This window comes from Hoeflea ulvae (assembly GCF_026619435.1).
Lineage (GTDB): Bacteria > Pseudomonadota > Alphaproteobacteria > Rhizobiales > Rhizobiaceae > Hoeflea > Hoeflea ulvae.
Genome location: NZ_JAOVZQ010000001.1, coordinates 145,222 through 159,126, shown reverse-complemented (window position 1 = coordinate 159,126; position 13,905 = coordinate 145,222). Strand labels below are relative to the sequence as shown.

Here is a 13,905-nt window from a genome sequence, read left to right as displayed (position 1 = left end):
TTTGACCAGCGGGGCCCGCATTTTTTTGACTCAGGCCCTGCCGGGCCCCGGCCGGTTTCAGCCTGAGCCTCAGGCTTCGTCCTCTTCCACCACCCACGGCTCGGCGCGGCCCGCGGCTTCCCACTCGCGCCAGGCCGGCAGGGCTTTCATTGCGGCCATGTAATCGGCCACCACGGCACTGGTCTCGAAGGCATAGACATCGAGACGGTTGACCACCGGGGCGAACATGGCGTCGGCGATGGAAAAGCGACCGAACAGGAAGGGACCGCCGCTCTGCCTGAGGCAATCGCTCCACAGCGACTGGATGCGGTCCACATCCGCCTGCAGGGCGGGCGTGACCTCGATCGGCCGGCGCGTCCGCCGCATGTTCATCGGGCAGGCCGAGCGCAGGGCCGGAAAGGAGGACATCATCTCGGCGCTCATCGCCATCGCCATGCTGCGATGCGCCGGGTTTTCCGGCCACAGGCCCGCCTCGGGATGGCTGCGGGCGGCGTGATCGAGAATGGCCAGTGATTCCCAGATGGTCAGATCGCCATCGATCAGAACCGGAACCTTGCCGGTGGGCGAGAAGCTCCTGAACGCAGGATTGCCGGCGGCCATGTCGAACGGCACCAGCCGTTCCTCAAAGGCGATTCCGGTGGCACGCAGGCCGATCCAGGGCCTGAACGACCAGGACGAGTAGTTCTTGTTGCCGATATAGAGCACCGGGTCGGTCATGATCATGTCTCCTGCTGTGCGGGCTCACGTCATGCCACGGGCAGGGAGGCCGGAAAAGCCAAATTGGTTGAACTCAATCATAAAGACATTTGATGTAGGCGCCGGACTGGCTGGCGCGTTTCTCGATGACGCCGGCGAGCCGGGTCATGTTGCGCGAGGGATTGGCAGCGTTGCGCTTGATCGGGTTTGGCAGGGTGACCGCCAGCAATGCGGCCTGGCGGCGGGAGAGCTTTGCAGCCGGCACGCCGAAATAGGCCTGTGCCGCAGCCTCGACACCGTAAACGCCGGGAGCCCATTCGGCGATGTTGAGATAGATCTCCATCAGCCGCCGTTTCGACCACACCAGGTCCATCGCCATGGCCAGGGGAATTTCGAGCGCCTTGCGCAGCACCGACCGGGTGGAGGGCAGGAACAGGTTCTTTGCGGTCTGCATCGGAATGGTGCTGGCGCCGCGGGTGGCTTCGCCTTCCAGCGCATCGTCGATGACCAGGTTGAGCGCCTCCCAGTCGACGCCGGAATGGGCGCAGTACTGGCCATCCTCGGACATCATCACCGACTGGACCAGCACCGGGGCGATCTGGTCGAAATCGACCCATTGCCGCTCATAGGACCGGCCGGTGACGATCTCGCTCAGCATCAAAGTGGAGACCGGATGCAGCTGCGGCAGCGCGTAAAGCGGGATCAGCAGATAGGGAAGGGCAATCACGGCAAAGACCAGCGCCAGGATCCAGGCCAGGATCCGCCGCAGCGGCGAACGGCGTGGCCGGGCGTCCGACTGCCTGGATTGCGGGTTTGATTGGCGTTTTCGTGTGGTCACCTGGCTTGCCCTGCGCGCGAGACGCCCAAGGCGCCGATTTTCAGGCATCTCTTAACGAGCTTGGTGGCGCAACGCCAGACCCGTGGTGGCACGGCAGATGCCGGGACGGCCGCTCCAGGGCTGCATTCGAGCCCCTTTGCGGACAAACAAACCGTTGCCGCCCGCCGCGCGTCATGGCAAGAGACCGCAATGACCAGCATTCAGACAGACAGTTTCGCAGAGCAGCTTGACGCCACGGCAAGGGAGGTGGCGGCCTTGCTCGAATCGCTGTTGTCGCCGGTTCCGCTTGCGGGCGAGATTGCCCGGCCGGACCAGCTGATTTCGGCGATGCGCCACGGCGTGCTCAATGGCGGCAAGCGGCTGCGGCCGTTCCTGGTGATCGAGAGCGCCAAGCTGCTGGGCGTGCCGCATCAGGCGGCCGCAAGGGTCGCGGCCGCGCTTGAGTGCATTCATTGCTATTCGCTGATCCATGATGACCTGCCGGCCATGGATGACGACGACCTCCGGCGCGGCCAGCCGACCGTGCACATCGCCTTTGACGAGGCGACGGCGATCCTGGCCGGTGACGCGCTGCTGACCCTGGCTTTCGACATCCTGTCGGCGCCCGAGACGCAATTGCCGGCGGAGGTCAAGCTCACGCTGATCAACCAGCTGGCGCGGGCGGCGGGCGTGGGCGGCATGGTTGGCGGGCAGACGCTTGACCTTCATGCCGAGCAGACGAGACCGGATGAGGCCGGCATCCTGCGGCTGCAGGCGATGAAGACCGGCGCGCTGCTGCGCTATGCCTGCGCCGCAGGGGCGATTGCCGCCGGCGCCGACAGCGAAACGCTGGCGCGGATGACCCGGTTTGGCGAAGTTGTCGGGCTTGCCTTCCAGATCGCCGACGACCTGCTCGACGTGACCTCGGATGCGGCCACCATGGGCAAGGCGACGGGCAAGGATGCGGGTCGCGGCAAGGGGACGCTGGTGTCGTTGCATGGCAATGACGCGGTCCGGTCGCGGCTGGATTGCCTGGTTGAAGAGGCGGCCTCGCTGCTTGATCCCTTCGGCGCCCGGGCGGCTGCGCTCAAGCAGGCTGCCAAATTCATCGCGAGCCGTGACCGGTAGGCTGCCGGACGGCGCGATGGTGAAAAAATCGGTCTGATTCTACAATTTTTCATACATGTTTATTAACCAACTGGCGGCAGTATCCTCGCAAAACGGGTATTGCCAGAATCATGACAGATATACGCAAAGATCAGGATGAAACCGCAGTCGCGCGGCGGTCGATCATTTCGCTGCGCGTCGGTTACATCGTGTCATTGGCCGCTATCGGGATCATTTGCGCCTTCTTCTTTGCCGAGCAGAAACAGCGCAACATATCGATCCAGCAGATCGGGGTCCTGTCGGAACGCTTCGCCAAGGTCGACCAGGCGATCAGCATGATTGCCGACCGCAGCAGCCGGCTGGCCCAGACCTATAGTGAGTACCAGACCTACCAGGATCCGCGGCTCGCCAATGCGACGCTTGCCGAAAAGCGCAGGATCCTCGCCGCCATGACGGTTGATCCGGACCTGTTGTCGGCGGTGTCGAGCCTGGAGTTCCGATTCGAGAAAACCCGGATCGAGCTTGAGCAGCTCAGAAGCGAATGGCTCGGCGCGCCGGCCAGCCTGATCCAGAAAATCCAGTCCAAATCACGCTACATGACCAACAAGGACCCGTTTCTGCATCATACGCAGCTGCTGGCGTCCGAGCGCCTGGATGCGATCCGGACGAAGCAGGATATCTATTGGGCGGGCCGGGAGATCTTTGCGCTCTACGAGGAAATCATCCGGCCGACCAATCTTTATGTGCAGGATCAGTTCCGCGACTACCTGGCCAATCTGTCGCTGGCCCAGGGGGAACTGCTTCAGCGGTATCTCCTGGCAACCATAGGGCTGCTGCTGGTGCTGGGGCTCGGCGTGTTCGTGCCCATCGACATCATCATTCGGCAGATGATCACCCGCCTGCAGAGCAAGACCCGCGAGGTTGATGCCGCCCTGACCAAGGCCAAGCAGGGCGACAGGGCGAAATCCGAATTCCTGGCAACGATGAGCCACGAAATCCGTACGCCGATGAACGGGGTGCTGGGCATGGCCGAGCTCTTGACCCGGACGGAGCTCGACACTCGCCAGCGCACCTTCACCGATGTGATCCTCAAGTCGGGCAACGCGCTTCTGGAGATCATCAACGACATCCTCGATTTTTCCAAGATCGATGCCGGCCAGCTGGTGCTCAATCCGAAACCGTTCAACCTGGTCGACACCACCGAGGATGTCGCCACCCTGATGTCGTCACGGGTGGTCGAGAAGGACATCGAACTGGTGGTCCGCGTCGCCCCCGGGCTGCCGGACAAGCTGATCGGCGACCCGGGCCGGATCAGGCAGGTGCTGACCAACCTGGTCGGCAATGCGGTCAAATTCACCGAACAGGGTCATGTCATGGTCGACATCAACTGGCGGGTGACCGAAAAGGTGGACCGGCCGGAGCGGCTGTCGATTTCCATCGCGGTGCGCGACACCGGTATCGGGATCCCGCCCGAAAAGCTCGACAGCATTTTCGACAAGTTCAGCCAGGTGGACGGATCCTCGACCCGCAAACACGAAGGGACCGGTCTCGGACTGGCGATCGCCACCCGGCTGGTGGAGCTCATGGGCGGCAGGATCGAGGTCGAAAGCGAACCCGGCGTCGGATCGACTTTCAGCTTCACCATCGAGATGGATGTCTATGGCGATGCCAGCGTCAAGGATGAGGCGGCGCAGCAATTGCCCGGCCGGCGGGTGCTGGTGATCGACGACAATGCCATCAACCGGATGATCCTGACCGAACAGATTCGCGACTGGGGTTTCGATTGCGTGGCCGTGGAAGGCGGCGAGATCGGGCTCGACCTGTTGCGGCACGCGCGCTCGAAACTCGACATCGGCATCGATCTCGTGGTGCTCGATTTCCAGATGCCGGGAATGTCGGGCGCAGAAGTTGCCGGGATGATCCGCTCCGACCCGCGCATCAGCCAGACGCCGATCCTGGTGCTGTCTTCGGTCGACCAGGCGGACCAGCTCGAGGCCCTGCGAGATCTCGACATATTCGCGCAATTGACCAAGCCGGTTCGCACCGCGCAGCTGCGCAAGGTCGTCCAGGCGGCGCTGCACCAGTTCGTCACCGAGGCCGATCCGGTCACGGACGCGCCGGTGCCGGCTGCAGCCGAGGCCTCCCGGTCTTCGCGGCCCGCCGCTGCGCCGGCCGTGGTGCCTGATCCGACGCCGCCTGCCGCTGCGAGCCGCACCGAGCCGCTGGTGCTGGTGGCCGAAGACAATGCGATCAACCAGATCGTGTTCCAGCAGACGCTGGATGGAATGGGATATGCCAACCGGCTGGCCGTCAACGGGCGCGAGGCCGTCCGGCTGTGGGACGAGCTGCGCCCGGCGCTGGTGCTGATGGATGTGTCCATGCCCGAGCTCAGCGGCCTGGAGGCCACCGCCGAAATCCGCGCGATCGAAACCCGGGAGGGGCGTGCGCCGACGCCGATCATCGCAGTCACCGCGCATTCGCTCAAGGGTGACAAGGACCAGTGCCTTGCCGCGGGCATGACGGATTACCTGTCCAAGCCGATCTCGCCGGAAAAACTCGGCGCCATGATCGATCGCTGGCTGCCGTCGGCGCATTATGGCGTCAACGCCGCCTGAGATCGGGCGAGACGGCCGGAAGCTGTGGCGCAAAGGCTCAGCGCTCGAATTCGCGGATCACTTCGCCCTGCGCGTTGACGACCTTGCGCCTGGGGCCATCGCGTTCGACCCGCGATCCATCATCGCGATAGTGGCAGACATCACGCCCTGCGCGGGTTCCGACAACCAGATAGCTGGCAGGATCGGCGCTTCGGTTCTGCAGGCAATGGGCCACCGGCACGCCAGCCTTGAATGTGGCCGCGTCGCCCGCAACCAGCACCGTTTCCCGATCATCCTCAAGCAGCACGACTTCGCCCGAGATCATGTAGATGAATTCGTCCTCGTTTTCGTGCCAGTGCTGACGGGAGGATCGGGAGCCTGGATGAAGCGTTTCAAGCACCGCGCCGAACTGGGTCAGGCCGCCGGTGTCGCCCAACAGCACGGCGTCATAGGATCCCAGCCCATAGGGATCCTCCGCATCGTCAACATGCTGCTGCGCAAGGGCGCTGTCGGGTTCGATCCTTGGCATCGCATGCTCCCACCGCTTGCGGCACACACCAGCCGCTATTCGCCCTTGCCGAAACGCTTCTCGATATAGTCGGCGACCATCACCTGGAAGTCCTCGGCGATCTTCGGGCCGCGCAAGGTGCCGGCCTTCTTTCCGTCGATGAACACCGGGGCAGCCGGGCTCTCGCCGGTGCCGGGCAGGGAAATGCCGATATCGGCATGCTTGGATTCGCCGGGGCCATTGACGATGCAGCCCATGACCGCGACCTGCAGCCCCTCGACGCCGGGATATTTGTCGCGCCAGAGCGGCATGTTGCGCCTGAGGTCGTCCTCGATGGTGCGGGCCAGTTGCTGGAACACGGTCGAGGTGGTGCGGCCGCAGCCGGGGCAGGCGGCAACCACCGGGACAAACTGCCGGAAGCCCATGACCTGCAGCAATTCCTGGGCGACGATGACTTCGCGCGAGCGGTCGCCGCCCGGCTCGGGCGTCAGCGAGACCCGGATGGTGTCGCCGATCCCGGCCTGCAGAATGATGCCCATGGCGGCGGCGGAGGCGACGATGCCTTTCGATCCCATGCCGGCTTCGGTCAGCCCCAGATGCAGCGCATGGTCGGAGCGGCGCGCCAGTTCCGAATAGACCGCGATCAGGTCCTGCACCTGGCTCACCTTGGCCGACAGGATGATGCGGTTGCGGGCAAGCCCGGTTTCCTCTGCCAGAGCGGCCGAATGCAGCGCCGACTGGATGATGGCTTCGCGGGTGATGTCACGGGCCGAGAGCGGCGAGCCGTTTGCGGCATTCTCGTCCATCAGCCGGGTCAGCAGCACCTGGTCGAGCGAGCCCCAGTTGACGCCGATGCGAACCGGCTTGGAGTAACGGATCGCCATTTCGATGATCTCGATGAACTGGCGGTCCTTCTTGTCCTTGAAGCCGACATTGCCCGGATTGATCCGGTATTTTGCCAGCGCCTCGGCACAGGCGGGGTGATCGGCCAGCAGCGTGTGGCCGATATAGTGAAAATCGCCGATCAGCGGGATGTCGAGGCCGAGCCGCTCCAACCGGTCACGGATTTTCGGCACTGCGGCCGCACTTTCGTCGCGGTCGACGGTGATGCGGACGATCTCGGAGCCGGCGCGGTGCAAAGCCGCGACCTGGGCCACGGTGGCATCGACATCGGCGGTATCGGTATTGGTCATCGACTGCACAACCACCGGCGCGCCGCCGCCCACCAACACGCCGCCGACATCCACCGCGACGCTGGAACGGCGGGTTTGCGGGTCAACAAAGGGAGAAATGGTCATAGGCGGCCTCGGGTTGCAGTCTGCGGCAGGCTCCGGACCTACCGCGGCCACTTTCTAAAACGGCAACTGTCGAATTGAAAGCGGTTTGATGATGACAGTCCGGTCAAACCGGGTTGAGCCGCCAGACCGCGCGATTGAGGGCGGCTGCGGTGATGACCCAGGCCGCGTAGGGCAGGAACAGCAGGGCAGCCAGCGGCGAGACCATGCTGGCGGCGGCGATATAGGCGCCAATGGCTGCGAGCAGCAGGCAAATGTCGATGAAGGCCAGGTCCATGCGGTGGCGGCCGAAAAACAGCCAGGACCAGGCGCCGTTGAGCACCAGTTGCAGCAGCCAGAGCGCCATGGCGAGCCCCATGGCTTCGGCCTGCCAGACCAGCCAGCCGGAAATGCCGATGGCGATGTAGAGAATGGTCCAGACCACGGGGAACATCCAGTTCGGCGGAGTCCAGGAGGGGCGGCGCAGGCTTTGATACCAGGCGCCGGGCTTGAAAAAGGCGCCGCTCGATGCGGTGGCAAGCACGAGCACGGCAATGACGATGGCGGACATTTGATTTCCCCGGACGGTTGGGTGGCAAGCGAGCGCGGTAAGGCTGCGGCTGGCGCGCAGGATTGCCGGTGATCCCACACAGGTAGTGTGCCGGCAGGGTTTTGCCAGAGCCGGCCATCCATGGAGCCCGACCCACGGCAAAACCGGTGCCGTGTCCGATCCGGTCTTGCTTGATCAGGATCATTGCCCGAGGACGGCATTTTCGGCACAAACGAGCCTGAGCATCGGGTTGCGAGGGAGGAAGAGATGACCAACACCACGTCAGGGCTGGCCGAAGGCGCGCCGCCGATCCGCGAGATTTCGCTTGGCGATGTGCGGGCGAGCCTGAGGCAGGGCTGGAACGATTTCCGGGCGCAGCCCGGGTTTGGGCTGTTCTTCGGCGGCATCTACATGCTCGGCGGCTGGCTGATCCTCGGGTTTCTCACCCGCATCGGCGCTCCGTGGATGATCATCCCCCTGGCCATCGGCTTTCCCCTGCTCGGCCCCTTCGTTGCCGTTGGCCTTTACGAAGTCAGCCGAAGGCTGCAACAGGGCGAGCCGGTGACCCGCAAGGGTGTCCTGGCGCAGGTGTTTCACCAGCGCGAGCGTCAGCTCGGCTGGATGGCCTTTGTGGTGATGTTCATTTTCTGGATCTGGGTTTACCAGGTGCGGCTGCTGCTGGCGCTGTTTTTGGGCTTCAAGTCGTTTTCGAGCTGGGACCGCTTTGTCGAGATCGTGCTGTCGACCCCGGAGGGCTGGGGGTTTCTGATCGTCGGCACGATTGTCGGCGCCTTTCTGGCCTCGGTGCTGTTTTCAACCACGGTGATCGCGCTTCCGATGCTGGCCGAGCGCGAGGTGGATTTCGTCACTGCGATGATCACCAGCATCGCGGTGGTGCTGAAGAACCCGGTGCCGATGTTTGCCTTCGGCTTTGTCGTCGGACTGTCGACGCTTCTGGCCTTGCTGCCGGTGTTCGTCGGGCTGTTGCTGGTGCTGCCGGTGATGGGGCATGCAACCTGGCATCTCTACCGCAAGGTGACGGCGCCGGCCTGAGGCGCAATGGTTCCCGGCTGACAGGAGTTCGGACAGAGCGCCGGCTTCGATGTGCCCTAGGAACAGGAAATCTGGCGAATGACCGGCTGGCACAGGTCGGGCTTGCCGCCGCAGCAATCCTCGAGCAGGAATCCCAGGAGGCCGCTGATGCCGGAATGATCGGCGTGATAGCGCACGGTGCGGCCGTCACGGACCCGGCGCACCAGGCCTGCCTTGAGCAGGATGCCGAGATTGGTCGACATGGTGTTCTGGCGCACGCCCAGCCGTTCGCCGATTTCGCCGGAGGCCAGCCCTTCCGGGCCGGCGGCGACCAGCAGCCGGAACACGGCAAGCCGGGTTTCCTGACTGAGGGCTGAAAATGCGTCCAGGGCGGTTTGTTGGTCCATGCTCCGATGGATATTGGATGCGGCCCGTTTGCACAAGCATGTCGTGCCCGGCATCAGCGCCCGGAAAAGTTGTTCCAGTGAATGTCTTCAAGGGTCTGCATGCGGGTGCGGGCGCTGTCTGACTGGGCGCGGGCGATACGGTCGATCAGCGCCTCGGCCAGCGCCAGCAGGGCCACGCTTGAATCCCAGGTCCGGTTGGTGTCGACCACGCAGGGAAGCACCACCCGCGCCGAGCGGGCGATCGGCGACAGCCAGGGATCGGTGATCAGCAGGATGCGGGCCTTGCGCTCGACCATCAGTTCGCCCAGCCGGACCAGATCGGACTGATAGCGGCGGATATCGAACAGAACCGCGACATCGCCGGGCCGCACGTCGAGCAATTGGTCCCGCCATGTCGAGGACTGGCCGCCGAAATGCCGTACATTGGGGCGGATGATCCTGAGATGCGCGGCCATATAGGCGGCGATGGCATCGGTGAAGCGGCCGCCGAGAAAGTGGCAGGTGGCCTTGTGATCGCAGAGCAGGTCGCAGGCAGCCTCGAACTCGCTTTCGGGCAGGGCTTTCAGGGTGGCGTCGAGATTGGCGGTGATGCCGGCAAAGCTGGCCTTGAGCGCCGGGTTGTCGGCGACCTGCCTTGCGCTGCGGGCGCGTTCGAGCGGCGACATCAGCTGCGCCTGCACATCGCTGCGCAGGACGCGCTGAAACTCCGGATAGGATTCATAACCCAGCCGCGCGACAAAGCGCAGGACCGAAGGTGCGCTGGTGCCCGCAAGGGATGCGAGCTCGGCGATGGTGGACAGGCCGATGCTCGGATAATTGGCGAGAAAGGCGTGAGCGATCCTCTTTTCGGCGCCCGGCAATGTTCCGAGCGCTGCCTGGATTTGTTCCCGTATCGCCATATCCGCCTCCGTTGCCGTTCGACCAGATGTAATAAAAATTACAGGATTGACATCGATCATGCAATCCTAATCAATGTTACGAACGTAATTGTGCCGATGGCTGCCGGGGACCCGTTTTCAAGATGCAGGACGAGATGCTGATCGAACCATCAGAAGGGCCGGCTTTTGCCGTCCGCCGTCCGGACGCCGCCGGCGAGATCGTGCTTGTCTGCGAGCATGCGTCGCGGACGATGCCGAAGTCGCTCGGCAATCTCGGGCTCGATGCGGCGGCGCTCGACAGCCATATCGCCTGGGACATCGGTGCGATGGGCGTGGCCGAAATGCTTTCGGACGCCCTTGATGCGACGCTGGTCTCGCAACGGTTTTCGCGGCTGGCCTATGATTGCAACCGCCCGCCTGAATCACCCGGCGCCTATCCCGAACGCAGCGAGATCTTTGACGTGCCGGGCAATCTCGGTCTCACTGCCGCGCAGAAGGCAAGCCGGGCCGACGCGCTCTATCATCCGTTTCACAAGGCCATCGATGACCTGATCGACGACCGGCTGGCGCAGGGGCGCGAGGTGGTGCTGGTCACGGTGCATTCCTTCACGCCGGTCTATTTCGGCAAGGTCCGCGACGGCCATCTCGGTATTCTGCATGACGACGACAGCCGGCTGGCCGATGCCATGCTCGATGCTGCCGCTGCGGCGCGGATGGAGCTGGTCCGCCGCAATTATCCCTATGGGCCCGAGGATGGCGTCACCCACACGCTCAAGCGACATGGATTGACCCGGCAGATCGCCAACGTCATGCTGGAAATCCGCAATGACCTGATTTCCGATGAAGCCGGCCAGCATGTCTGGGCCGCACGCATTGCGCAGCTTCTCGGGGCGTCACTGCAACGGCTCAAAACAGAAGGGTCCCGCCGTCATGCCTGATTTCGCCATTCTGTTCGACGGGTATCGTCCGGCAGGCCGCTCGAGGGGCGTGACGGCATGAAGTTCATCGAAAGCTATATCCGTGCCGTCGACGCCTTCAACCGGCGGGTCGGGCGCTTTGCGATGTATCTGATCTTCGCGCTGATGGGTGTGCTGTTCTGGTCGTCGGTGACCAAATATGCCGGGGCGCCTGCGCTGTGGACGCTCGAATTCGCCCAGTTCATCATGGTCGGCTACTACCTGCTCGGCGGCGCCTATTCGATGCAGATGGGCGATCATGTCCGCATGGATCTGGTCTATGCCAATTTTTCGCCGCGCCGCAAGGCGGCGATCGATTCGGTCACGGTGCTGTTTTTGATCTTCTATCTCTGCGTGCTGCTTTGGGGCGGCATCTCCAGCACCAGCTATGCCATCGAATATGGCGAGCGGGCCCATTCGGTGTGGCGGCCCTATATGTGGCCGGTCAAGCTGGTCGGCGTGGTTGGCATCACGCTGATGCTGTTGCAAACCATCGCCGAACTGTTCCGCGACCTGCTTTTCCTGCGCGGTGTCAGCGTCAATCATCATAGCGAGGCGGGCCTTTGAGCTACGAACTTATCGCGCTGTTCATGTTTGCCTCGATGATGGCGCTGCTCTTGACCGGGCAACGGGTGTTCGGTGTCATCGGCGCAGTCGCCGTGATCGCCGCGCTGCCGCTGTGGGGCACCGGTGGTGTCGAGATCGCGTTCACGCAATCGATCAAGCTGATGAAATGGTATCCGCTGCTGACGCTGCCGATGTTCATCTTCATGGGCTACATGCTGTCGGAAAGCCGCATTGCCGACGACCTCTACCGGATGTTCCATGTCTGGTTCGGCCCGGTTCCGGGCGGGTTGGCGATCGGCACGATCTTCCTGATGGTGGTGATTTCGGCAATGAACGGGCTGTCGGTGGCCGGCATGGCAATCGGCGCAACAATCGCGCTGCCGGAGCTGCTCAGGCGCAATTACGACAAGCTGATGATCACCGGGGTGATCCAGGGTGGCTCGTCGCTGGGGATCCTGATCCCGCCCTCGGTGGTGCTGGTGCTTTACGGCATGATCGCCCGGCAGCCGGTGAGCCAGCTTTGGCTGGCCGGTGTGTTCCCGGGCCTGCTGATGGCCGGGCTGTTCATCATCTACATCGCGGTTCGCTGCCAGTTGCAGCCGCATCTCGGGCCGCCGCTTCCCAAGGCGGAACGCGATGCCATCAGCTGGAAAGAGCGGATCGGGCTGCTCCGGGCAGGCTTCCTTCCGTTCATGATCTTCTTCCTGATGAACGGGCTGTTCCTGATGGGCTATACCAGCCTGGTCGAAAGCTCGGCAGTGGGCGCACTTGCCTCGATGGCGGCGGCCTTGATCAAGGGGCGGCTGAACCGCGAGGTGATGGAAAATGTCATGCGCAAGACGCTCGGCATTTCCTGCATGTTCATGTGGATCATTCTGGCTGCACTCTGTTTTGGCGCGGTGTTTGACGGTCTGGGCGCGGTGCGCGCGATCGAGAACTTCTTCCTCGGCCAGCTCGGGCTCGAGCCCTGGCATGTGCTGATCCTGATGCAGCTGAGCTTCCTGCTGATGGGCACATTCCTCGACGACACGGCCATGCTGGTGATCGTGGCGCCGCTCTATGTGCCTCTGGTCAAGATCCTCGGCTTCGACCTGGTCTGGTACGGCGTGCTCTACACCATCACCTGCCAGATCGCCTATATGACGCCGCCGTTTGGCTACAATCTGTTCCTGATGCGCGCCATGGCGCCGCCGGAGATCAAGCTGCGCCATATCTATCTCTCTGTCATTCCCTTCGTCGCGGTCATGCTGCTCACTTTGGTGATCGTGATGATGTTCCCGGAAATCGCATTGTGGCTGCCGGAGCAATTCCGCGGCAAACTCCGGGGCTGATGTGAGCAAAACCAAAGAAGACGAAACCAAAAAGGAGAACAGCATGAGCAATCTCAAGAGGCGCCAATTCCTCACCAAGGCCGGTGTTGCCGCCGGTGCAGCTGCTGGCACGGCACTTGCGGCCCCTCCGGCTATCGCCCAGGAGCCGATCCGCTGGCGCATGCAGACCTACGCCGGGGCAACGCTTGGCCAGTTCGTCACCCAGCCCTTTGTCGATGCCTTCAACAAGGCCGCCAATGGCGAAATGGTGATCGAGCTGTTCTTCGCCGACCAGATCGTGCCGACCGGCGAATTGTTCCGCTCGATGCAGGCAGGCACCATCGATGCCGTGCATTCCGATGACGATTCGATGGCGTCGCCGGTGGAAGTCGGCCTGTTCGGCGGCTATTTCCCCTTTGCCACCCGCTCGATCCTCGACGTGCCGGTGCTGTTCCAGCAATACGGCCTGGCCGATATCTGGCGCGAAGCCTATTCGGGCACCGGCGTTGTCTGGCTTTCGGCTGCGGGCCAGGATCCGTGCAACTTCAACACCAAGAAGGAAATCAAGAGCGTTGCCGATCTCGACGGCCTCAAGCTCTATACCTTCCCGACGGCCGGCCGCTTCCTCACCCAGTTCGGCGTGGTGCCGGTGTCGATCCCTTACGAAGATGCCGAAGTTGCGGTGCAGACCGGCGAACTCGACGGCATGTCCTGGTCGGGAATTACCGAAGACTATACCGTCGGCTGGGCCGATGTGACCGACTACTTCCTGACCAACAACATCTCCGGCGCCTGGATCGGTTCCTGGTTTGCCAATGAGGAAAAGTGGAACGCGCTGCCCGAACACCTCAAGGCGCTCTACATCTCCTGCATGGAAGCAACCCACACCTTCCGCAACCAGTGGTACTGGGGCGGCGAAGCCAAGCTGCGCGCCACCGGCGACAAGCTGCAGCTGCGCTCGGTTCCGGCTTCGGACTGGAAGCAGGTCGAGGATGCTGCCGTGAAGTTCTGGGATGAAGTGGCCGCGGAAAGCGAAACCAAGGCCAAGGTCATCTCGATCTTCAAGGACTACAACAAGGTCATCAACTCCGCCGGCTTCCCCTACGGCGAAAGCTGACGGCGCCGCGCATTCAGATATCCGCCTCCCGGCTTGCTTCGGGGGGCGGTTTGGCGCTACAGCGCCTCCCAAATCCAAGCCCTTCGGGGCCG

The 13,905-nt window shown here is 63.2% G+C and carries 14 protein-coding genes; 7 read left to right on the top strand and 7 right to left on the bottom strand.

Annotation, left to right across the window (positions count from 1 at the left end; translation table 11 throughout):
• Window positions 1–69 precede the first annotated feature (69 nt).
• Window positions 70–717, bottom strand: coding sequence for a glutathione S-transferase family protein (locus OEG82_RS00770; RefSeq protein WP_267610563.1), 648 nt, complete (start codon window positions 715–717; stop codon window positions 70–72).
• 73 nt (window positions 718–790) lie between these two features.
• Window positions 791–1,582: a monofunctional biosynthetic peptidoglycan transglycosylase gene (mtgA, locus tag OEG82_RS00765; RefSeq protein WP_425497497.1), complete on the bottom strand. Its 792-nt coding sequence runs from the start codon at window positions 1,580–1,582 to the stop codon at window positions 791–793.
• Between the two features lie 141 nt (window positions 1,583–1,723).
• On the opposite strand from mtgA, the gene OEG82_RS00760 reads away from it, so the two are divergent.
• Complete coding sequence (locus OEG82_RS00760; protein WP_267610561.1) at window positions 1,724–2,641, top strand: polyprenyl synthetase family protein; 918 nt, start codon at window positions 1,724–1,726, stop codon at window positions 2,639–2,641.
• Window positions 2,642–2,751: 110 nt separating this feature from the next.
• Window positions 2,752–5,235 (top strand): hybrid sensor histidine kinase/response regulator, encoded by a 2,484-nt coding sequence (locus OEG82_RS00755; protein WP_267610560.1) that lies wholly within the window; start codon window positions 2,752–2,754, stop codon window positions 5,233–5,235.
• A 37-nt stretch (window positions 5,236–5,272) separates the two neighbouring features.
• Here OEG82_RS00755 and OEG82_RS00750 read toward each other — a convergent pair whose 3' ends face one another.
• The 3 genes from OEG82_RS00750 to OEG82_RS00740 form a co-directional block, all read right to left on the bottom strand.
• On the bottom strand, window positions 5,273–5,743 hold the full coding sequence (locus OEG82_RS00750; RefSeq protein ID WP_267610559.1) for a cupin domain-containing protein: 471 nt from the start codon (window positions 5,741–5,743) through the stop codon (window positions 5,273–5,275).
• Between the two features lie 35 nt (window positions 5,744–5,778).
• A complete protein-coding gene (ispG, locus tag OEG82_RS00745) occupies window positions 5,779–7,020 on the bottom strand; it encodes a flavodoxin-dependent (E)-4-hydroxy-3-methylbut-2-enyl-diphosphate synthase (protein WP_267610558.1) in 1,242 nt (413 codons plus the stop codon).
• A 103-nt stretch (window positions 7,021–7,123) separates the two neighbouring features.
• A complete protein-coding gene (locus OEG82_RS00740) occupies window positions 7,124–7,567 on the bottom strand; it encodes a TspO/MBR family protein (RefSeq protein WP_267610557.1) in 444 nt (147 codons plus the stop codon).
• A gap of 246 nt (window positions 7,568–7,813) precedes the next feature.
• Between OEG82_RS00740 and OEG82_RS00735 the strand changes: the two genes are divergently transcribed.
• Complete coding sequence (locus OEG82_RS00735) at window positions 7,814–8,599, top strand: DUF2189 domain-containing protein (RefSeq protein WP_267610556.1); 786 nt, start codon at window positions 7,814–7,816, stop codon at window positions 8,597–8,599.
• A 56-nt stretch (window positions 8,600–8,655) separates the two neighbouring features.
• Here the strand turns inward: OEG82_RS00735 and OEG82_RS00730 are convergent, their stop codons facing one another.
• Both OEG82_RS00730 and OEG82_RS00725 read right to left on the bottom strand, forming a co-directional pair.
• Window positions 8,656–8,985: an ArsR/SmtB family transcription factor gene (locus OEG82_RS00730; RefSeq protein ID WP_267610555.1), complete on the bottom strand. Its 330-nt coding sequence runs from the start codon at window positions 8,983–8,985 to the stop codon at window positions 8,656–8,658.
• A gap of 53 nt (window positions 8,986–9,038) precedes the next feature.
• Entirely contained in the window at window positions 9,039–9,884 is an 846-nt protein-coding gene (locus OEG82_RS00725) for a MurR/RpiR family transcriptional regulator (protein WP_267610554.1), read from the bottom strand.
• Between the two features lie 122 nt (window positions 9,885–10,006).
• On the opposite strand from OEG82_RS00725, the gene OEG82_RS00720 reads away from it, so the two are divergent.
• Genes OEG82_RS00720 through OEG82_RS00705 form a run of 4 tightly spaced genes read left to right on the top strand, consistent with a single transcriptional unit; the run spans window position 10,007 to window position 13,813 of the window.
• A complete protein-coding gene (locus OEG82_RS00720; RefSeq protein WP_267610553.1) occupies window positions 10,007–10,801 on the top strand; it encodes an N-formylglutamate amidohydrolase in 795 nt (264 codons plus the stop codon).
• Between the two features lie 57 nt (window positions 10,802–10,858).
• Entirely contained in the window at window positions 10,859–11,386 is a 528-nt protein-coding gene (locus tag OEG82_RS00715; RefSeq protein ID WP_267610552.1) for a TRAP transporter small permease subunit, read from the top strand.
• Window positions 11,383–12,717, top strand: a complete 1,335-nt coding sequence (locus OEG82_RS00710) for a TRAP transporter large permease (protein ID WP_267610551.1) — start codon at window positions 11,383–11,385, stop codon at window positions 12,715–12,717. The genes OEG82_RS00715 and OEG82_RS00710 overlap by 4 nt, the downstream gene beginning before the upstream one ends.
• A gap of 43 nt (window positions 12,718–12,760) precedes the next feature.
• The gene (locus OEG82_RS00705; protein WP_267610550.1) at window positions 12,761–13,813 is read left to right on the top strand and encodes a TRAP transporter substrate-binding protein; all 1,053 of its coding nucleotides are present in this window, start codon (window positions 12,761–12,763) and stop codon (window positions 13,811–13,813) included.
• The last annotated feature ends 92 nt before the right edge of the window (window positions 13,814–13,905 follow it).